The sequence below is a fragment of the Actinocorallia aurea genome, from assembly GCF_054783995.1.
Genome location: NZ_BAAGPQ010000030.1, coordinates 80,091 through 98,103, shown reverse-complemented (window position 1 = coordinate 98,103; position 18,013 = coordinate 80,091). Strand labels below are relative to the sequence as shown.

General features: G+C 70.9%; 23 protein-coding genes. 14 read left to right on the top strand and 9 right to left on the bottom strand.

All coding sequences use genetic code 11. The features are described 5' to 3' along the window. Nucleotides 1-44 precede the first annotated feature (44 nt). Nucleotides 45-1,595 carry a PIN-like domain-containing protein gene (locus ACYVOM_RS34070; protein ID WP_460307700.1) on the top strand — a complete coding sequence of 517 codons (1,551 nt, stop codon included), beginning with the start codon at nucleotides 45-47 and terminating at the stop codon, nucleotides 1,593-1,595. A gap of 114 nt (nucleotides 1,596-1,709) precedes the next feature. Here the strand turns inward: ACYVOM_RS34070 and ACYVOM_RS34065 are convergent, their stop codons facing one another. The 7 genes from ACYVOM_RS34065 to ACYVOM_RS34035 form a co-directional block, all read right to left on the bottom strand. Then, the gene (locus ACYVOM_RS34065) at nucleotides 1,710-2,597 is read right to left on the bottom strand and encodes a hypothetical protein (protein ID WP_460307699.1); all 888 of its coding nucleotides are present in this window, start codon (nucleotides 2,595-2,597) and stop codon (nucleotides 1,710-1,712) included. Between the two features lie 175 nt (nucleotides 2,598-2,772). Next, the gene (locus ACYVOM_RS34060) at nucleotides 2,773-4,782 is read right to left on the bottom strand and encodes a hypothetical protein (protein ID WP_460307698.1); all 2,010 of its coding nucleotides are present in this window, start codon (nucleotides 4,780-4,782) and stop codon (nucleotides 2,773-2,775) included. After that, nucleotides 4,779-5,411, bottom strand: a complete 633-nt coding sequence (locus ACYVOM_RS34055; protein WP_460307697.1) for a hypothetical protein — start codon at nucleotides 5,409-5,411, stop codon at nucleotides 4,779-4,781. Before ACYVOM_RS34055 ends, ACYVOM_RS34060 begins: the two co-directional genes overlap by 4 nt. Before the next feature lie 12 nt (nucleotides 5,412-5,423). Further along, nucleotides 5,424-5,654, bottom strand: a complete 231-nt coding sequence (locus tag ACYVOM_RS34050; RefSeq protein WP_460307696.1) for a hypothetical protein — start codon at nucleotides 5,652-5,654, stop codon at nucleotides 5,424-5,426. Beyond that, complete coding sequence (locus ACYVOM_RS34045; protein ID WP_460307695.1) at nucleotides 5,651-5,962, bottom strand: hypothetical protein; 312 nt, start codon at nucleotides 5,960-5,962, stop codon at nucleotides 5,651-5,653. The genes ACYVOM_RS34050 and ACYVOM_RS34045 overlap by 4 nt, the downstream gene beginning before the upstream one ends. A 159-nt stretch (nucleotides 5,963-6,121) precedes the next feature. Continuing rightward, a complete protein-coding gene (locus tag ACYVOM_RS34040) occupies nucleotides 6,122-6,733 on the bottom strand; it encodes a hypothetical protein (RefSeq protein ID WP_460307694.1) in 612 nt (203 codons plus the stop codon). Between the two features lie 67 nt (nucleotides 6,734-6,800). Beyond that, nucleotides 6,801-7,316, bottom strand: a complete 516-nt coding sequence (locus ACYVOM_RS34035; RefSeq protein WP_460307693.1) for an ArdC-like ssDNA-binding domain-containing protein — start codon at nucleotides 7,314-7,316, stop codon at nucleotides 6,801-6,803. Nucleotides 7,317-7,505: 189 nt separating this feature from the next. Between ACYVOM_RS34035 and ACYVOM_RS34030 the strand changes: the two genes are divergently transcribed. The 3 genes from ACYVOM_RS34030 to ACYVOM_RS34020 all read left to right on the top strand — a co-directional run bounded on the left by ACYVOM_RS34030 (nucleotide 7,506) and on the right by ACYVOM_RS34020 (nucleotide 8,379). Continuing rightward, a complete protein-coding gene (locus ACYVOM_RS34030; RefSeq protein WP_460307692.1) occupies nucleotides 7,506-7,640 on the top strand; it encodes a hypothetical protein in 135 nt (44 codons plus the stop codon). Continuing rightward, nucleotides 7,637-7,930, top strand: coding sequence for a hypothetical protein (locus ACYVOM_RS34025; RefSeq protein ID WP_460307691.1), 294 nt, complete (start codon nucleotides 7,637-7,639; stop codon nucleotides 7,928-7,930). The genes ACYVOM_RS34030 and ACYVOM_RS34025 overlap by 4 nt, the downstream gene beginning before the upstream one ends. Before the next feature lie 230 nt (nucleotides 7,931-8,160). Then, entirely contained in the window at nucleotides 8,161-8,379 is a 219-nt protein-coding gene (locus ACYVOM_RS34020; protein ID WP_460307690.1) for a hypothetical protein, read from the top strand. 98 nt (nucleotides 8,380-8,477) lie between these two features. Here ACYVOM_RS34020 and ACYVOM_RS34015 read toward each other — a convergent pair whose 3' ends face one another. Both ACYVOM_RS34015 and ACYVOM_RS34010 read right to left on the bottom strand, forming a co-directional pair. After that, a complete protein-coding gene (locus ACYVOM_RS34015; protein WP_460307689.1) occupies nucleotides 8,478-8,948 on the bottom strand; it encodes a hypothetical protein in 471 nt (156 codons plus the stop codon). Between the two features lie 117 nt (nucleotides 8,949-9,065). Then, nucleotides 9,066-9,731, bottom strand: a complete 666-nt coding sequence (locus ACYVOM_RS34010) for a hypothetical protein (RefSeq protein WP_460307688.1) — start codon at nucleotides 9,729-9,731, stop codon at nucleotides 9,066-9,068. Between the two features lie 155 nt (nucleotides 9,732-9,886). On the opposite strand from ACYVOM_RS34010, the gene ACYVOM_RS34005 reads away from it, so the two are divergent. From ACYVOM_RS34005 to ACYVOM_RS33960, 10 genes are all read left to right on the top strand, one after another. Continuing rightward, nucleotides 9,887-10,366 carry a hypothetical protein gene (locus tag ACYVOM_RS34005; RefSeq protein WP_460307687.1) on the top strand — a complete coding sequence of 160 codons (480 nt, stop codon included), beginning with the start codon at nucleotides 9,887-9,889 and terminating at the stop codon, nucleotides 10,364-10,366. A 73-nt stretch (nucleotides 10,367-10,439) separates the two neighbouring features. Further along, the gene (locus tag ACYVOM_RS34000) at nucleotides 10,440-11,138 is read left to right on the top strand and encodes a hypothetical protein (RefSeq protein WP_460307686.1); all 699 of its coding nucleotides are present in this window, start codon (nucleotides 10,440-10,442) and stop codon (nucleotides 11,136-11,138) included. A gap of 87 nt (nucleotides 11,139-11,225) precedes the next feature. After that, nucleotides 11,226-11,624 (top strand): hypothetical protein, encoded by a 399-nt coding sequence (locus ACYVOM_RS33995; protein ID WP_460307685.1) that lies wholly within the window; start codon nucleotides 11,226-11,228, stop codon nucleotides 11,622-11,624. A gap of 98 nt (nucleotides 11,625-11,722) precedes the next feature. Continuing rightward, entirely contained in the window at nucleotides 11,723-11,872 is a 150-nt protein-coding gene (locus ACYVOM_RS33990) for a hypothetical protein (protein ID WP_460307684.1), read from the top strand. Continuing rightward, nucleotides 11,869-12,345: a hypothetical protein gene (locus ACYVOM_RS33985; RefSeq protein WP_460307683.1), complete on the top strand. Its 477-nt coding sequence runs from the start codon at nucleotides 11,869-11,871 to the stop codon at nucleotides 12,343-12,345. Before ACYVOM_RS33990 ends, ACYVOM_RS33985 begins: the two co-directional genes overlap by 4 nt. Further along, nucleotides 12,342-12,944 carry a hypothetical protein gene (locus ACYVOM_RS33980; protein ID WP_460307682.1) on the top strand — a complete coding sequence of 201 codons (603 nt, stop codon included), beginning with the start codon at nucleotides 12,342-12,344 and terminating at the stop codon, nucleotides 12,942-12,944. The genes ACYVOM_RS33985 and ACYVOM_RS33980 overlap by 4 nt, the downstream gene beginning before the upstream one ends. Beyond that, a complete protein-coding gene (locus ACYVOM_RS33975; RefSeq protein ID WP_460307681.1) occupies nucleotides 12,941-13,237 on the top strand; it encodes a hypothetical protein in 297 nt (98 codons plus the stop codon). The genes ACYVOM_RS33980 and ACYVOM_RS33975 overlap by 4 nt, the downstream gene beginning before the upstream one ends. After that, entirely contained in the window at nucleotides 13,234-13,380 is a 147-nt protein-coding gene (locus ACYVOM_RS33970; protein WP_460307680.1) for a hypothetical protein, read from the top strand. The genes ACYVOM_RS33975 and ACYVOM_RS33970 overlap by 4 nt, the downstream gene beginning before the upstream one ends. Before the next feature lie 787 nt (nucleotides 13,381-14,167). Further along, nucleotides 14,168-17,197 carry a Tn3 family transposase gene (locus ACYVOM_RS33965; protein ID WP_460307679.1) on the top strand — a complete coding sequence of 1,010 codons (3,030 nt, stop codon included), beginning with the start codon at nucleotides 14,168-14,170 and terminating at the stop codon, nucleotides 17,195-17,197. A 20-nt stretch (nucleotides 17,198-17,217) separates the two neighbouring features. Further along, complete coding sequence (locus tag ACYVOM_RS33960) at nucleotides 17,218-17,949, top strand: DUF6000 family protein (RefSeq protein ID WP_460307678.1); 732 nt, start codon at nucleotides 17,218-17,220, stop codon at nucleotides 17,947-17,949. Nucleotides 17,950-18,013 lie beyond the last annotated feature (64 nt).

Sequence of the window (18,013 nt, the reverse complement as noted above, 5' to 3'; positions counted from 1 at the left end):
CAACCGAGGTGCGACGCGGCCCGCCCGCGCGTACCCTGCGACCTGTGACCGATCCTCAACCCTCCGTGGGAGGAACCCTCAAAGACCTCTTCCCCGGGCTCCACACGCCCGGACAGGAGGCGCTCGAAAGCTTTTACACCAGCGGAATCGTCGCCCTCGACACGAACGCCCTGTTCGACGTCTACCGGCTCACCGGCGATGCCCGCAAACAGTTCCTCGACGCGCTCGCACTCCTGGGCGAGCGCCTGTGGATCCCCCACCGCGTCGGCAACGAGTTCATGCAGACCCGGCCCACCGTCATCCGCGACTGCCACGCCGAGACTGCGAACCTCGCCCTCAAGGTCGGCGCGACCGTCGCCGAGCTGCGAAGGATGATCGAGTACTTCGCGACCCGCCGCGGCCTCAAGGAGACCGCGGAGTACCCGGAACTGCTGGAGGTCTTCCAGGACGCCCAGAACCGGTTCGTCAGCCTCTTGGAGGCCACCACGAACGAAGCCGTCCCGGTCCGAGAGGGGACCTCTCCCGATGACGACCCGATCTACTTGCAGATCTCCGCTCTCATCGCGGACAAGATCGGGCAGCCACTGCCCGACACCGCGGCCGCGATCGACGAGGTGTTCCGCCGCTACGAGAAGAACATCCCGCCGGGAACGGCCGACAAGAAGAAGCGCGACCGGGTCGACCAGGCCGGGGACGGACTCATCTGGCTGCAACTCATCGAGCACGCCAAGGAACAGCAGAAGCCCATCCTGCTGATCACACGAGATTCGAAACCCGACTGGGTGAGACCACTCGTCACACCGAAAGACGACGCCGACCCCGCCGAGATGCCCAGCGCCCCACGGACCGAACTCATCGAGGAGATGCGGGACAAGACGGGCCAGCCCTTCCACCTCGTTGACCCCCGCACGTTCCTCATGCACGCCGAGCGCTACCTGGAGGCCGTCGTCGACGCGGGGACGGTCAGGCAAGCCGAGCACCTCAATGAGGCCAGCGGGTCCGAGGGCGAAGAAGGCGACGACGACGAGGAGGAAGACGACCGCGAAGGGCACTTCGAAGACGCCCGATCCCGGGTCGCCCAGGTCTCCCGCAGCCCCATCGAAGACATACTCAGGGGCACCGCCATTGGCCATGGCGAGGTGCCGATGCCGTCGGTCGCGGCCAAGCTAGGAGCTGACTTCGCGGCGCTGTGGCAACCGCCGATCACTCCGGACCTCGCCCACCTCGCGCGGGTTCTGGACCCGCCCCTCCAGCTCAACCCCGCACTGTTTGAGCTCGGGCTCTCCCCCAAACTCCAAGCTGCTCTAGCGGAGCTGGGACCGTACCCCGAGGTCAGGGCCGCCCTCGACCGGCTTTCCGGCCACCCAAGCGCCCGTAGCGCCCTGGACGCGGCCAAGGCCGACCTCTTCCGAGCCGCCCGCACCAAGGTCGAGATCCCGGAACTTTCCCCCACCACATACGAAGCCAGAGCGGAGCAACTCCGGCGCCTGGTCGACGCGGGCGGCGAGCAAGCGCCGCCAGAGATCGAGTCGGATCAGACGGTTGTTCTGAAATCAGAGACGAATCAGAGAAAGCCAAAGCGTCGCAGGCGCTAATTCTTCGATTAGTGATGAGCCCCGGAAATCTACTTTGTAAAGGCCGGGGCTCATCACCGTCTTCAACCGGATAAAAAGGATGCCCTTCGGGCACCGTTTATCCAGCGGGGCCGGTCAGGACGCCTTCGTGATGGCCTGGTCGCGGGCGGCCATGAGGAGACGCTGGCCGGTGCGGTCGTCGAAGGTGCGGCCGGTGGCAGCGCCGAGCGCGTCGGCGACCTGCCGGCCGGTGAGCTTGATGTCGGAGGTGTCGGCGAGGGTGACGAGCTGGACGGCCCACGGGATGCGGTCCTTCTGGTCGGCGGGGGCGCCGACCAGAAGTGCGTCGATGTCGGCCTGCCCGACGGTCGGGGCCGCCGGGGCGACGACGGCGGTCTCCTTCCGGGTGTTGTCGCGTCGTGTCGACGGAGCGGGCTCGGTGTCGGCGGGTGCCGCGGTGTCGGCCGGCATGGTGTCGGTGACGATGTCGGGTGTCGCCGGGGCGGGGGCGACATCCGGGGCTGTCGTGTCGCCTGTCGCCTGTCGCGCTGGGGGCGACACCGACACCGGGGCGGCGACACCGACACGGGCGGGGGCGACGTCGGGTGCCGACACGGTCCTCGGCGACACCGGAAGGGTCGCCTTGTCGGCGACGGCGGCGGTGTCGCCGATGAGGACGTTGAGGCAGACGATGGTCGCGATGTCGCACACGGCCGGGTAGAGGATGGCGACGCTCATGTTCCCGATCGCGGCGTACAAGACGCCGTACTGGGCGACCACGGACAGGGCGATGGTGCCGAGCATCACCGCCCACACCAGGGCGCGGACGAGCGGGCCGACGTGCTTCTCCTCGGCGATCACGGAGACCGCGGCGGCCAGGAGGACGGGCACGGTGCCGAACGCGGCTGCGAGCGGGTCGGCCAGGCCGGTCTCGTAGGCGTGCCAGAGGTTGAACAGCAGGCCGTTGCCGGCGGACAGGACCATGCCGAAGGCGGCCCATCGGCGGGCGCGTCGCGTGGCCATATAGGCCTCCTCAGGGGGTGTCAGGGGCGGGTGTCACTGGGGTGTCACCCGGGTGTTCGTGGGGTGTGTCAGGGGGTCTGAGCGGGGGAAGGCCGGGGTGACGGGCGGGTGCTGTCACCCCCCACCCCCTGCGCGGGCGCCGGGCGCGGCATCGGGTGCGCTGGCGCAAGGGCGGTCAGTTCAGCCGGGCCTCCTCGCCGGGGCACATCCAGACGCCGGCGTCTTCGTCGCGCACCAGGAGACCGCCCTCGACGCGCCGCCCGAGCCGCTGGTACACCCACCCCCGAGACCGGCCGACCTCGCCGAGAAGGTCCGCGCCGAGATCGCTGTACTTGAACGTCGGCTGCTTCGCGAGGAGCTCCTCGACGCGCCGGTCCAGGACGGCGGCGGCCGCTTCGGCCGACAGGCGGCTGTCGGGTTCCAGGGAGACGGGGGCGCCCGGGTGTCGCATGTCGGTGTCGCTGACGGGCGGCGTGGCGGGTGACGGGTCGGGTGTCGTCATGTGGATCTTGGCGAAGTCGTGTCGCCTCTGCTCCTCGGTGCCGTCGCCGGTGTCGCCCTCATCGGTGTCGTCCGCAATGTCGGTGTCTGTGTCGTCGTCCAGGGGTGTCGCGGTGGCGGTGTCGCGCCGGACCGGTGTCGCCTCGTCCGCGGCGACGTCCTGGAGGAACGAGCGCGTCACCGGGTCGACGTGCTTGCCGGCGGCGGGACAGGCGGCGGCGTGGGCCGACATCTGCTCCTTGGTCCAGGCCCAGCCGCGCATCGGGACGGCGATCCGCTCGATCGGGATGGTGGGCACGTCCAGGACGGACATGCCGGGGTAGCGGATGCCCCACTCCTCCGGCTTGGCCCCGGCTGCCTGCTGCCGGTCCGACAGGCCGAACGCGGCGTCTTCGGCGGTGTCGGTGCCGAAGACCCACTTGGAGGTCTGCGCGCGCAGCATGGTCGGGGTCTGCGTCCAGTCCGACCGCTGGAGGGACTGCACGACCATGAACCCGGCGTCCCGGCACGTCCGTAGAAAGGACGTGTACTGGCCGAGATCGAGGTGCTTGACGATCTCGGCGAACTCCTCGAACCACACGATGATGAAAGGAATTCCGCATCCCTCTTCCCACTGGGAGAGGCCGCGCGAGTCGAGAATTTCGCGGCGCGCGCCCGCGAGCGCGTAAAGCCTTTTCATGAGCTTCCGCAATTGCGCGGGAGTGGTCGCCAGGGCGTGCAGCGCGGGCTCCAGCGGGCCGAGCGTGGTCTTCTTCTTCTCGACGTCGGCCGCGACGATGATGACGTCGTGCCGGGTGACGGCCTCGCCGAGGAACGCGTACGCGCCGCCGAGCGTCTTGCCCGACCCGGTCATGCCGTTGATCGTGACGTGGTGGCCCAGGCTGATGATGTCCCACAGGCAGGGCATGCCGTCCTGCCAGTTCCCGACGTGCAGCGGCTCGGAGATCGAGCCGCCCGGCCGCGACGGGCCCGGGTAGGGCTGCGGTTCGCGCATCGGCCGCGGGTCCGACACGGTCACGGTCGCCTGCCCGGCGTTGTCGGGGTCGTCGGCGACGTCCAAGGCGCCGCGCGGCAGCCCGGCGGAGGCCTCCAGCGCGTCGACGGCGCCCCGGAGTTCCTTCGTGGTGCGCCGCGCCGGGAGGGCGATGGTGAGTCGGCCGACGCCGATGCGGTCGCGCACGACGTCCAGGACGCGGGTGCCGGTCCAGCCGATGCGCTCGGCGTTGTCCTCGACGAGGGAGGCGAGCGGGTCGCCGTGCACGCCGCCGCCGGGGGCGTGGAAAACGGCGCGGATGTTCCAGGCGAGCGCGAGGACGACGGCGAGGCCGACACCCCAGTCCAGGACCCCGGACGCGGTCGGCCCGGCGATCATCGCCGCGATCATCCACACCGACGCCAGCGCGACGCTGGAGGCCGCGAGGATCCGGCCGGCAGGCCCGCGCCGGGCGACCTTCCACGTGAGGGCGGTGAGCAGGAGGCCGCCGCCGCTCATTGCGGACGCGGCGACCGGCGCCGCGCTGGTGGAACCCCAGCGGGCGTGCGCGACGGCCGCGAGGACGAACAGGCCCGCGGGCACGAGCCACGGCGGCGCGAGCGGCGCGAGCTTGGAGGCGGTGCGGGCTTTGACCCGGTCCCACGTGTCGGTGTCGCCGAGCGCGGGACCGGTGCGGTCGCCGAGCTTCATGCGGTCCTCCTTCCGGACTTGTGCTGGGGGATGAGGGGGGCGAACTCGGCCCAGGCGAGGCGGATCTCGTCGGCGGCCAGACGCTGCCCGGAGGCGGCGCGGCGCAGGGTGCGGCGGAGCTTGCGGCCCTGGGAGCGCCGCCCGACACGCCACATCCACGGCTCGCCGGGCTGGTCCATGTGGCGGACCATCCCGTCTGCCGTCGCGTCCAGCTCAACGCCGAGCGTCTGCATGTGGCTGGAGGCCCAGGTGCACCAGCGGTGAACCAGGGCGGTGTCGTCGAACTCGATGCGGCGCAGCGGTGCGAGGTTGCGGCCCGGGGTCTCGACGGGCGTGTTGAACAGCGGCTCGACCTCCAGACCGTCGGCCCAGCAGAAGGTCGCGTAGTCCTGGGCGAAGTCGTTCACGGTGAGGGCGACGCCGCGCTGGGCTTCGGCGGCGCGCAGGATCCGATCGCGCATGCGGAAGCCGCGGATGGACTTGTCGACGCCGAGCAGCAGCAGCGACCCGCGGCCGAGCCGGACGACGGCGCGTTGCAGGTCGACGGACCGGTCGTCGAGCTCGACGGCGAGGTGCCGCATGTGGGAGCGGGAGGACGCCGCCCACAGGGCGACTTCGTCGGGGGTCACCGCGGTTCCTTTCTAGGGGCGGGGGACGACGGTGCCGTGCAGCGCGCCAGCCTCGTCCGGCTCGTGCTGCCCGCGCAGGTGCCGGACGAGCGCGTCGACGTCGGCCGGGTCGATGGGCGGGAAGCGAAGGACGAGCAGGACGGTGTCGACGGCCGCGAGCGCGGCGAGGCCGAGCAGGCGGACGGCGAGCCGCCGGGCGGTCCGGGCCCGGCGGCTGGGCAGGTCGGTGACGGTGTACTTCATCGGGCCGGTGTCACCGGGCGGGCGTCGTCGCCGACGGCGAACCCGCTGCCGACGGCGGGCTCCGCGGGCGGGGTGGCGGACAGGTGGGTGTCGCCGAGGCCGGCGAACTCGCGGTCGCCGGCGCGGGCCCGCAGCATCCCGACCACGAGGCAGGCGCCGGTGGCGATGAGGCCGGCGCCGACGACGATGAGGCCGAAGCGCTGCCCGAAGGCGGGCTCGGTCATCCAGTAGACGGCGATGGAGGCGGCGCCTCCGGCGGCGAGGAGCTTGAGGCCTTCGCGTACGGGCATGTCGGGGGGGCTGGTCATGGGGTCCGTCCTCACAAGCAGTGACCAAAGATGATATGATTTATCCTATCGGATTTGGTCAGTGTAAGCCCTTGGCTCCGCCTGCGCGCACCCGCACCACCCGCCCCGCACATGACGAAGGGGCGGAACGCACAGCGCCCCGCCCCGCTCGACCCGCCCTCACCGCCCCGCGGGCATCTCCGCGGCCGCCATGAACGCCTCCAGCCGGGCGTGCTTGTCGGCCAGCTCCCAATGGGCATCCGTCACCGACCGCTGCGCCTTCGACACCTCGCCCCACACGTCCGCCATCGCCGCCCGCGCCCGGTGCCCGGCCGCGGCGAGCCGCAGCGCGTACCCCTCCGTCGGCCGCGTCAGCCAGTGCACGACCGCACCATGGACCGCCAGCGCTGCGCGGTCGCCCGTCTTGTCCGGCACCCGCCGATGCCACACCCGCGACCCGCGGTCGGCGTAGATATCACGGTGGGTCAGCCGCCCTTTGCGCATCACGTCGAGGTAGACGTAGGACTGGCCGACGAGCCGGATGCCGAAGACCTCCAACCGGTCCTCCCGATCGTCGAAGTACCGGCTCCCCGACGGGCCGCGCCCGTACTCCACCAACACCTTCTGATAGTCGGCGTCGATGGGCTCGCGCAGGATCCCGGGGTAGTCACCCGCCAGCGTCACCGACAGGCAGCCCGACACCCGCGGCCCCTCCACCCGGTACGTCGTGCGGCCCTCGCTCCAGTCGTCCTCCCACGTGTACCGGAACTTCATGTCATCGAACTGCGCCACATAGCGCACGGCATTGCCTCCCATGGAAAGGGCCGGAGCGCACGCGACGCCCCGGCCCGAGAGCAGGTCAGAGGGACAGCACGACCGTGCCGGGCGAGGCCTCGGCCACATGGCGGACTGTGGCGGGCTCGCTCGTCGCCGCCACGTCGGCGACCTCCTCGACGGGGTCGGTCTGGGATACGTCGAAGACCGGCAGCCACCGGATCAGCGTCCGCGTCCGGGGCTCGTCCTGACCGGCGGCCGAACCGTCGGCGGGCGTCTCCTCGCGGCCGAGGTCCTCACGTCCGCGAGGAGCGGCGACGCGCAGTGCCTTCGACCCCTTGGAGACGTGGCGGCCGAACGCGCGCCAGCCGTTGGCCGTGTAGACCTCGGTCAGCGTCATGTCGCGCTTGATCGCCTGCGCGGCGAGAAAAGCCCGGTTCCAGTCGCTGTAGGTCGCGAGGTGGCTGGATGGGTCCATCCTTCCGACCATCGCCAGGACGTCGGGGTCCTCCTGCGCGGCCTGGCCGTCTACGTAGAACTGCTCACGCATGGCGTCCCACTCGGCGTCCTGCTCGGGGGTGCGCGTCTTCTTCTTCCCCATGGGGGTGTTCCTTCCTGTCACGCCCGGGCGTCTCAAACCCGAACAGGAAAATCATATCACCATTGGTCCTGGTCAGGGGCTGTTTTGCGCAGATTCCGAAAGGGCCGCGGGCGGGCGGATGGGACGTAAACCACGGCGGCCGCCCACCATGCGACCCGCCCGCCACCAACCCCGAACGGAGCCCCCGCGATGCGCAGCCTGTTCCGCCGCAACCGCCCCGACGCCGACCCCTACGCGGCGCCCTCCACCGACGACATCGACCTCTATCTGTCCGCGCTGGGCGCCGCCGGCGACCCGGCCGCCGGCCAGCAGGTGCAGCGATGAGCCCGCACACGGCCCTGCTGCTGGTCCTGGCCGCAGGACTCGCCGGCATCGTGTTCGGCTTCCACCTCGACCGCTCCGGCAGGCCCGCCCGCCTGGCCTACCTGGAGCGGCTCACCCGGGCGCTCGCCGACCGGCACAACCGCGCCCACGCCGTGCTGCTCGGCAGCGACCGGGCAGGCCGCACCGACGCGCAGAAGATCGAGGCGGCCTCCGGCCTCCTCGCCGACGGCCTGGCCGAACTGCTCGCCGAGACCCGCGAACCCCCCACCCCACCTCATGGCCAAATCTGATAGAATTTTTCCTATCGGGTTTGAGACACCCGGTGTGGCAGGAGGAACACGATGGGACGCCCCTGAAGGCCCGAGAGCCAGCGCAACCGGCCCACCCCGGCCGAACCGCCGCACGGCCTCATCACCAGCCCCGCGCCACCCATCCACCCGGCCCCAGCGGCCGACGCGCCTGAGAGAAACACATGATCGACAGCACCGACGGCTCCGCCCCCCATGGCACCATGGACCCCATGCCCCAACTAGTCCGCAGCCTGACCGACGAAGAACTGGCCGCGCTCGGCGACGTCGACCCGGCCACGGTCAGCCGCTCCTGCGCAGCAGGGGAGCACGAGAAGTGCCTGGCCGAGGTCGTGGACACCCGACCCCAGGACCAGGGCGGCACCGGCCGCGTGCTCCCGTGCGCCTGCCCCGTCCCGAAGTGCGGCCACAAGGCCGTGCGCGGCCGGTAAGGCACCCGCGCCACACCCTCCGGCCGTCCGACCGCGAAGGCGCATCGCTCAACGCGATGCCGAACCCACGCGGACCGGGCGGCCGTTCCTTTGCCGGTTCAGCGCGCTTGGAACCTCGCGACCGCCGCGGCGACCATCTTCGTCAAGGCCTCCAGCGGGACGGGCAGGACGGCGACGCCCCCGCAGCTACCGGTCGCCTTCACCACCGCGTCCATCGCGTCGCGGGCTCGGGTGAGCAGGTCCTCCCAGGCAGGCCGGCCGTCACCGTTCAGCAGGTAGAGCGCGAACCCGTAGACGATCATCTGGTGGCCGGCCACCTCGTCGCCCAGACCCTGGCGCTCCGCGAGGGCGATCCCGGCGGCCTCCTCTTCGGGGAGGATCTCCTGCTGGTACAGATCGGCGCGGATCACCCATGCGGGCCCTCGCTCGTCGGCGACGTCGGACGCGGCCGCCACGGCGTCGACCAGGTCCCGCCCGAGCTGCTCCGTGTCGACGTCGTCCGGCACTGTCATGGATGCCACCGCGACCGTCATCGTCCAGTGCTCGGGGCCGATCGCTGGGATGCTCACGCGCATCAACGTATCGGCAGGCTGGGTCCTCGGGCTGGAACCCGCGCCCGGCGGGCCTTGAACGAGCAGCGGCCCCCGCACTTCGGTGCGGGGGCCGCTGCTGTTGCGCGTACCGGGCTACCCGGCCGAGGCGGGCTCGCCCATGAGCGCCTCGACCTTGTAGATGAGGTCGAGGGCGGCGTCGTGCTCGGCGTCGTTGCCCTCGGTCTCGCCTTCGGCCGCGCGCCGGAACGCCCGAACGGCCTTGCGGAGATTGTCGGCCTCGGGCGATGCCAGGAACGCGCCGTCGCCGGGGCGGCGCTTCAGCGGCGCGACGGTCCCGTCGGGCTTGAGGAGTTCGGCCGCGATGATGGAGCGGAGGCTCGTCTCGGTGACGAGCGCGGGCACGAGAAGTTCGCTGCCGCCCTCGGGCACGGTCACGGCCGCGTTCAGGTCGACGCCGTCGAACCGGCCCACGGCCTCGCGGGCGGCGTCCTCGTCGCGGGCGTAGACGTGGACGCACATGCTCGCGGTCACGTGGAACAGGAAGTCTTCGAGCCTGTGGGCCTCGATCTCGGTGATGTCGCGTTCGGTGGTGGCGTCGTAGGAGTAGCCGCCCTCGTACTCGCTGGTGGGGAAGCCGTCCTCGCTCTCGTCGAAGGCGGCCTGGGGGTCGGCGCGGACCTGGTCGACGGGCAGGCCGAGCCGGTCGGCGAGCTCCTCGACGGGGATGGTGGCGCTGTGCTGCTCGGTGACTTCCCAACTGATGGTGACGGAGCCGATCGGCGGCTTGGTGGTGGTCATGGGTGTTCTCTCCTGTCCACCCGGGTTTCTCAATCCCGAGTAGAAAGATCATATCAGCTTTGGGCAGGAGAAACAGTGTGTGCACGTGTTGCCCGAAACTGATATGATTCTCTTGTTCGGGTTTGAGACACCCGGCGTCGACAGGAGGAACACCCATGGCACGCAAGCCCCGCACCCTCGCCGTCCACATCACCGACAGCGAGGAGCACGGCCACTTCCGCCGCTACCTCACCACCAACGGGATGTGCACCTGCCCCCAGTGGACGTTCCGCGTCCAGCTCGGCAAGGCCAAGGACGGCAAGACCACCTGCAAGCACCAGGACGCCCGCCTCACCCCTCGCGGCAACCCCCGCAGCGACGTCCCCGGCAGCTTCGCCAAGTCCGCCCGCGAGGCCCTCAACAGCCACGGCCTCGCCCTGCCCTGGTCGCCCTCCTCCCTCCTCACCATCGGCAGCGTCGTCGCCATCCACGAGGACGCCCCCAGCATCCGCGCCGCCGCCGCGACCGTCGCCGACGTCGTCATCACCACCGAAGGCCGGATCTACGCCGACGTCCGCACCCGGGGCGGCCGCCCCTACCTGGTGCTGTTCGAGCACATCGAGCGCGTCATCGACGCCGCCGAACTCGCCGCCTGACCCACCCTCCCCCGCCCGCCCGGGACCACCCCGGGCGGGCCACCCCCGAACGACTCCACGAAGGAGTACCGCCATGCCCCGAATCATCACCGACCTCACCGACGACGAATACACCGCCGTCACCACCTCCCTCGACATCCACGCCACCACCGACAGCGGCGACCGCCCGTTCACCCTCCACGCCTGGCGCAAGCTCACCGACGACGGCGCGGTCATCCCGAGCCCGGCCCCGACGCCCGCCGACAGCCGCGCCCCGTTCCACGCCGCATACGCCGACGCGGTCGCCGCCGCCCTCACCGCGTCCGGATGCACGAAGGTCACCGTCCACCTGGAGATCGACGACGACGGCACGCCCCGCGCCGAACTGCACCTCACCCACCCCGCAGCCGAGACCGCCCACCTGCTGATGTGGAAGGACCTGCGGTGGATCATCGACGAGGTGGGCATCGGCGCGGAACGGCCCCTGAACGGCGCGGAAGGCCCCCTGCCCCCGCCCGAAGTCATCGCCTACGCCTTCGAACGCCACCTCGGCATCGACTCCGACCAGGAGGCGTTCGGCCGCCGCCTGGCCGCCTACGACCACGGCACGGCCAGCACCTCCCAGCGCGTCACGGTCTTCACCGTCGTCAAGGAGACGGACGGCCACCTCGACATCGTCATCCCGTCCGGCTCGCGCGGCACCCACACCCTGCACTTCACCGAAGAGGCCGCCGTCCGGCTCAAGAACGAGATCGACGACATGGCCGACACCTGGTTCCCCCGGCCGTTCTGACGCGCCGTCCTGCGCCCGGGGCTTCCTCCTCCCCGGGCGCAGGACGCCCCGGACCTTACCGGCCGCCCCCGCGTAGAAAGCCGCGCCATGGACCACGCCCACACCGTGACCCGCCACGACGACGGCACCCTGACCGTCCGCTGCTGCCAGTTCGTCGCCACAGGCCCCGACGACCGCAGCGTCCTGTACCTGCTGCACCTCCACGAGTCCGGCACCGCCGTCACCCACCTGCACATCGGCGACGAAGTCCCAGTCTTCACCGCCTCCGGCCCCATGACCGGCCGCATCAGCGCTCACGTCCTCACGTTCGAGTACAGGCGCGGGCCCAACCCGGACGACCTCGACGAGCTGGGGCTGGTCATCTCCTATGAAGTCGTCCTCGAAGACGGCAACACCGTCACCGCCGCCCACGCCCCGACCCGGCACCACGACCGCCACACCCTCGCCGTCACCGGCACCGCCGACCACCAGCCGAGCAGCAGGTGACCGCGAGCCCGCGCCCCACACCACCCGAGGCGCGGGCCGCGCGACCTTAACCGCCCAGCCCCGGCATGCTTCCCGTCCCCCGAACGGAAGGACCCCCGATGGAACCCCCGACGAGCCCGCGGCCGCCGCGCTCCCCCGTCTCCGTCATCCTGGACGCCATGCGCCAGCGCACGCCCGACACGGACCCGGCGGCCGGCGTCGACGACGCCCAGGACGGCCACGACACCGACGGGCTGGGCCTCGCGTGAGCAGCCCCGCCATCTCCCACGAAAACTACGCGCGCGCCGTCTCCGAGCACCTGAGGGCCGCCGGATACCGCGTCGAGACGACCACCCAGTACCGGTGCGGCTGCATCGGAGAGATCACCATGACCGCCTCCCGCACCGACGCCGACGGCACCCTCCGCACCGTGCGCCTGGACTGGGCGTCGGACCGGACCGGCTTCCCCTGGCGCGCCGACAACCTCGACCGCTACGGCCCGTTCGCCCTCACCCCCCACGAGGCCGAACCCGGCACGCTGCACAGCCCCGACGAGGTCCGCGCCGCACTCGACCGCGTCGTCCTCGGCGAACTCCACCAGCGCCCACTCGGCGAACTCCTCGACCTCTACCGCGGCGCGAAAGACAAGGCCTTCGGCCGCATCCTCGTCGCCTACATCGCCCTCGGCGGCGTCCTGCCCCTCGCGGCCGCCGCCATCACGACCCTGTGGAGTGACCGATGACCAACGGAGGCGCCTACGACTTCGTGTACAACGCCGCCGAAGACGGCGACCTCGTCGGCCGCGAGAAGGACATCCGGGCCGTCGCCGAGCGCCTGGAGGAACTCGGCCACCGTCAGGTCGCCTCCGTCACCCGCGGAGTGCTGCGCAACATCGCCCGCGCGAAGAAGGCGGCAATGCGGCTCACCGACGTGTGGGCCGCGGTGGAATGGCTGGACTCCGGCACCGCCTACGAGGAAGACGTCGCCCGGACGGCCCGGGACTTCAGGGCGGGCCTCGGACTGCCCCAACTCGCCACCGACCCCTCCAGCCCGCCCAAGCCCGGCGATCCCCTCAGGGAAGCCGCCCTCTTCATCACCCGCTCCCGGCGGCTCGACGGCGTCGCCGTCCCCACGCTCGCCGGCGACCGTGACGTCCGCGAGTTTTTTACCCACCTCCTGCACAGCCGCGACGAACTCGCGGTCCTGCTGCGCGCCCTCGCCGACAGGATCGACCTCAACGAGTACCAGCCGCCGCGCCGCCAGTTCGACGGAGCCCCGGCCCTGGCCTACGTCGAATCCCTCCTCGGAGGACCCACCGCGGGGATCGGAGAGGCCCCATGAACGCCAGCGACGACGCCATCGAGCAGATCCTGGACGTCATCCGCTACGACCCGCACAGCGGCCCCGCCCTGATCACGGTCTTCTGCGACCGGTGCGGGATCAAGGAGACCGCCGACTACCTCGTGCACGAAGAGGACTCCCCTCAGACCCGCTACGGCTACGCCCGCAAGCACCTGAGGAAGCGGAAGGGCTGGACGTGCGACCACCGCGGCGACTTCTGCCCTGCCTGCCCGGCGCCCGCAGACGAGGCGGAGACGGACGCCCCTGCCGCTCACGGGCCGGACCCCCGATGAGCGGGGGGTACTACAACTACCTGTACTGCGCCTACAACCTAGGCGAACTGATGAGCCGGACCAGCGACATCGAATCCATGGCGGAGCGCCTGGGCGAACTCGGCCACAGCCCGGCGGCCGCCGCGTGTGACGTGCCGTGGTAGATGGCGCGGTTCCTGCGGAGCTCTCCGGCGTGGGGCCGGGCTGGCTGTGACACCGAATCTGGATTACCTGTCGCAACGGCTCGGACCGCAGTGGCTCCGCGCAGTTCACGCGCGTTCGCCAAGCGCCTGACTCGCCAGCGTTATGTGTCACATCAGCGCCGCAGGAGCGACCCTCTCGGCGACCGACACGACAAGAAGCGCGGCAGAAACCACGCCATCTACCTCTGCACGTCACAGCCGCCGCGACCCGCGCAGTCCTCGCCCGGCTCAACGAGGCTGCAGAAGTTGTCCGGGGCGCTGAGGAAGCCGCCGGAGGCCTCAGCGAAGTCTGGCGGGCGGTCGAGTGGCTCGACTCCGGGGACGGGCGCATGGACAGCGTAGAGACGGCGGTCCGCGCCTTCCGGGAGCAGCCGCCCGCAGGCGAGGGGACGGCCGCGGGCCGCGGTCGGTAGCGCAGCACCGAAGCGTCCGCGCCCTACCGGGTGCGGGCGCTTCGCTCTGTAGGGGCAGAGGCTGAGCACGCCGGGATGTGGCAGAGGGTTTTGCGCCGGTCGGGCAGCTCCCCGCATGTCCGGCACAGGAACGTCCGGTGCCCGCCCGTGTCGGCCATCCTTGCCACGGCACAGGGGCACGGCAGCCATCCGACGAGGATGCGGCCGCCGGCGAGCCGGTGCCCATACGGCCCGCGAGGAGGATTAGTACAGGAATTAGCGCTAAGGCGGCGATCTTGGTTCCGGTTCGGTGACGTGGAGCGTTTGCCCTGGTGGCGGGTCTTACGTTCCGGTTCATGCCTTTCGAGTTTCTGTCTGATGAGCAGGTGGGCCGCTATGGGCGGTTCCTGGGTGAGCCGTCGGGGGCCGAGCTGGAGCGGTTCTTCCGGCTGGATCGGGACGCGCTGCAGCGTGCGGGTGCGCGTCGGAGTCCGGCGACGCGTCTGGGGTGGGCGGTGCAGTGGGGCACCGTCAGGATGCTGGGGGTGTTCCTGACCGAGGACCCCACGGTGGTTCCGGCCGGGGTGGTGGAGTTCGTCGCCGAGCAGGTCGGCGTGGACGCCGGGGAGTTGGCGGCCTACGGGCGGCGCGGGCAGACGGTGTACGAGCATGCGTGGGAGATCCGGGACCTGCTGGGCTACCGGGAGTTTGCCCTGGGCGAGGCGGAGGTGCGGGCGTTCGTCGCCGCCCGGGTGTGGGCGTCGGCGGAGGGTCCGCGGGCGCTGTTCGACCGGGCGGTGGTGCATCTGCTGAAGGCGCGGATCCTGCTGCCGGGGATCTCGGTGCTGAGCAGGCTGGTGGCCGAGGTCCGGCGTGTGGAGAACGCCCGATTGCACGCCCTGCTCGCCGAGTGCACCCCTGCGGAGACGGTGGTCGCGCTGCGGGCGCTGCTCCAGGTGCCCGAGGGGAAGAGGGCTTCGGAGCTGGAGCGGCTGCGGACGCCGCCGGTGCGGGCGTCGGGCAGGGTGCTGGCCTCCCAGCTGGACCGGGTCGCCGAGATCGGCAACCTCGGGGCCGGGAAGGTGGACGCGGGCGAGGTGCCGGCGGCGAAGCTCGCCGCGCTCGCGAAGTACGGGCTGGCCTCCAAGGCGCCGACCTTGCGGGATCTGGAGCCTGATCGGCAGACCGCGACGCTGCTGGCGACGGTCCGGCATCTGGAGACGTCGTCGGTCGACGACGCCCTGGACGTGCTGGATCTGCTGGTGGCCTCGGAGCTGTTGGCGAAGGCGGAGCGGGCGGGCAAGGCCGAGCAGCTGCGCTCTTTGCCGAAGCTGCGGTCGGCGGCCCGGCAGATCGCCTCGGCGATGGAGGTTTTCATGGGCGCTGGCGCGGGCTCGGAGGAGTTCGCGTCGTTGGAGGAGGCGTGGAAGGCGGTGGAGGAGGTCGTGCCGCGCGACAGGCTCGCCGCCGCGGTCGCGACCGTCACCGCGGCCGTGCCGCAGTCCGATGACGATGCCGCGGCGGCGTGGCGGGCGCTGATCGTCAAGCGGTACCGGACGGTGAAGGGCCTGCTGGAGCCGTTGCTGGAGGTCATCGCCTTCCGGGCCGTTGAGGCCGGGCGGCCGGTCTTGGCGATGGTGCGGGCCGCGGCGGCGATGGCGGCCTCGCGCCGCCGTGTCGGCCTAGCTGATGTCGCGGTGCACGAGGATCTGATCACGGGGTCGTGGCGGCCGCTGGTGCTGGCGAACCCGGACCTGTCGGCGGGCACGGTCGACAAGGCGGCGTTTACGCTGTGCGCGCTGATGCACCTGCACGCCGCCTTGCGGCGCAGGGACGTGTTCGCCGCAAGCGCGGACCGGTGGGGCGATCCGCGCGCCCGCCTCCTGGAAGGAGCGTCTTGGGACGCGGCGCGCCCGCACGTGCTGGCGGCGCTGGAGCTGGAGGATGAGTCCGCCGGCCACCTGGCCGAGCTCGCCTCCGCCCTGGAGGGTGCCTACACCCGGGTCCTGGACGGGCTCGGCGGCAACACCGCGGTCCAGTTCGTCGGCGGGAAACTGCGCGTCGACAAGCTCGGCCCCGCCCCGGAGCCGCCGCTGATGGGCGAGTTCCGCGACCTCATCTCGGGGATGCTACCGCGGGTGGACTTCCCTGAGCTGCTCTTGGAGGTGTTCGATCGGACCCAGCTCGCGGCGGAGTTCACGCACATCTCCGGCGCCGACACGGGCATGGAGGACTTCGCGGTGAGCCTGTGCGGGCTGATCGTGGCCGAGGCGTGCAACGTCGGCCTGGTGCCGATCGAGAAGCCGAATGTGCCCGCGCTCACCCGGGCGCGCCTTCAGCAGGTCGACCAGGGCTACTTGCGGGCCGAGACCCTGTCCGCAGCGAACGCCCGCCTCATCGCCGCACAAGGAGGCATCGACCTGGTGGGCTCCTGGGGCGGTGGGCAGATCGCCTCGGCGGACGGGCTGCGCTTCACCGTCCCGGTCGCGAACCTCTCCACCGGCCACAACCCGATCTACTTCGGCCGTCAGCGCGGCGCGACCTGGCTGAACGTCGTCAACGACCAGGTCATGGGTCTGGGCGGCCTCGTCGTCCCAGGCACGTTGCGTGACTCGCTGTTCATCCTGGACGCCATCCACACCCTCGACGGCGGGCCCCGCCCGGAAACGGTCGTGACGGACACAGCCTCGTACTCCGACATCGTGTTCGGGATGTTCGCGATCTGCGGCTACCAGTTCTCCCCGCGCATCGCCGACCTCGGCGACACCCGCCTGTGGCGCACCAACACCCGCGCCGCCTACGGGCCCCTCGACAGCATGTCGCGGCACACGATCCGCCTGGACAAGGTCCGTGCGCACTGGGCGGACATGCTGCGCGTCGCCGGCTCTTTGACCACGGGGTCGGTGCGGGCCTACGACCTCATCCGGATGCTCCAGCGCGATGGCCGCCCGACCGGGCTGGGTGAGGCGTTCGCGCACTACGGGCGCATTTTCAAGACGCTCCATCTTCTCCAGTTCATCAGCGATGAGGGATACCGGCGGATGATCGGCACTCAGCTGAACGTGCAGGAGGCCCGCCACCGGTTGGCCCGCCGCATCGCGTTCGGCCAGCGCGGGCAGCTGCGCCAGCGCTACCGCGAGGGCATGGAGGACCAGCTCGGCGCCCTCGGCCTCGCTCTCAACGCCGTCGTGTGGTGGAACACCCTCTACCTGGACGCAGCCGTCAAGCAGATCCAAGCGGACGGGTTCCCGGTCACGGGCGAGATGTGCGCGCGGCTGTCGCCGATCGCGTTCGAGCACATCAACTTCCTTGGCCGCTATGCCTTCACCCGGGCTGATGCGACGGCGGGACTCCGGCCGTTCCACGACGGGTTCGCCGAACAGTGACTTCGAGAGATTCCCCTGCGGTGGCCGCCGGTACCCCGGCCTTGTGGGGCTGGATGCCGGTGACGGACGATGCCTCGGTGGAGGGTGAAGAGCGGGCCAACCGTGAAGAGCTGATGCGGCATGTCTCCGGGACGACACGGGGGTGGGGGCTGCGGGACAACTGGCGGGGGATCTTGGCGGTCCAGCGTTACGTCGTCTGGCCGCCGTGGAAGCCGCGGTACCTGAAGCTGCTCGCGGGGCTCTGGCCAGGCCTGGGAAAGGCATTCTTCAGATCTCTGAAGCGGGACGCGCGGTGGATCTCCGACAGAAGCCTGGATCTGCTGCTGGACAGCGGCTGGCGGCCACGGCTGGTGGCGGCCTATCTGATCGCGATCGACCGCCGGACCGTCTTTCGAGAGCGGCTGGGGGAACTGCTCCTGGCCAGCGAGGGCCCCTACGCGGGATCCGCGTACTGCGTCGCGCTGGCCAGGTTCGGGGAGGACGCGGACGCCGAGATCCTCGTCGCCTATCTGGAGCGCTATCTCCCGCGCACCGATCTGGACTACGACCAAGGCTCCGCAATGGGCGCACTCCTGTACCTGGACGACCGGCTCGGCCGGCGTCGGGCAGAAGCGTTTCTGGGCGAGGACGGCCCATGGCACTCCTTCCAGCAGCAGAGCAAGCAGGAGACCGGCGCCTCAGAACTCGAGAACCTACGCACCCACTTCGCTACCGAATGCGAGCGAGCCGAGACCCTCTCCCGGAGACAATGACCCCGTTGACCCTGCTGCTAGGCCCTCCGCTCCCGAAGCTGTCCCCAGCCCCAAAGTAGCTGTG

Excerpts from the sequence above, each read along its gene's own strand:
- ACYVOM_RS34035 (WP_460307693.1), bottom strand. The coding sequence starts at position 7,316 with ATGGGGAAGAAGAAGACGCGCACCCCCGAGCAGGACGCCGAGTGGGAC.
- ACYVOM_RS34045 (WP_460307695.1), bottom strand. The coding sequence starts at position 5,962 with ATGACCAGCCCCCCCGACATGCCCGTACGCGAAGGCCTCAAGCTCCTC.
- ACYVOM_RS34000 (WP_460307686.1), top strand. The coding sequence starts at position 10,440 with ATGCCCCGAATCATCACCGACCTCACCGACGACGAATACACCGCCGTC.
- ACYVOM_RS34005 (WP_460307687.1), top strand. The coding sequence starts at position 9,887 with ATGGCACGCAAGCCCCGCACCCTCGCCGTCCACATCACCGACAGCGAG.
- ACYVOM_RS34010 (WP_460307688.1), bottom strand. The coding sequence starts at position 9,731 with ATGACCACCACCAAGCCGCCGATCGGCTCCGTCACCATCAGTTGGGAA.
- ACYVOM_RS34060 (WP_460307698.1), bottom strand. The coding sequence starts at position 4,782 with ATGAAGCTCGGCGACCGCACCGGTCCCGCGCTCGGCGACACCGACACG.
- ACYVOM_RS34020 (WP_460307690.1), top strand. The coding sequence starts at position 8,161 with ATGCCCCAACTAGTCCGCAGCCTGACCGACGAAGAACTGGCCGCGCTC.
- ACYVOM_RS33975 (WP_460307681.1), top strand. The coding sequence starts at position 12,941 with ATGAACGCCAGCGACGACGCCATCGAGCAGATCCTGGACGTCATCCGC.
- ACYVOM_RS34065 (WP_460307699.1), bottom strand. The coding sequence starts at position 2,597 with ATGGCCACGCGACGCGCCCGCCGATGGGCCGCCTTCGGCATGGTCCTG.
- ACYVOM_RS33965 (WP_460307679.1), top strand. The coding sequence starts at position 14,168 with ATGCCTTTCGAGTTTCTGTCTGATGAGCAGGTGGGCCGCTATGGGCGG.
- ACYVOM_RS34025 (WP_460307691.1), top strand. The coding sequence starts at position 7,637 with ATGAGCCCGCACACGGCCCTGCTGCTGGTCCTGGCCGCAGGACTCGCC.
- ACYVOM_RS33970 (WP_460307680.1), top strand. The coding sequence starts at position 13,234 with ATGAGCGGGGGGTACTACAACTACCTGTACTGCGCCTACAACCTAGGC.
- ACYVOM_RS34050 (WP_460307696.1), bottom strand. The coding sequence starts at position 5,654 with ATGAAGTACACCGTCACCGACCTGCCCAGCCGCCGGGCCCGGACCGCC.
- ACYVOM_RS33990 (WP_460307684.1), top strand. The coding sequence starts at position 11,723 with ATGGAACCCCCGACGAGCCCGCGGCCGCCGCGCTCCCCCGTCTCCGTC.
- ACYVOM_RS33980 (WP_460307682.1), top strand. The coding sequence starts at position 12,342 with ATGACCAACGGAGGCGCCTACGACTTCGTGTACAACGCCGCCGAAGAC.
- ACYVOM_RS33995 (WP_460307685.1), top strand. The coding sequence starts at position 11,226 with ATGGACCACGCCCACACCGTGACCCGCCACGACGACGGCACCCTGACC.
- ACYVOM_RS34030 (WP_460307692.1), top strand. The coding sequence starts at position 7,506 with ATGCGCAGCCTGTTCCGCCGCAACCGCCCCGACGCCGACCCCTACGCG.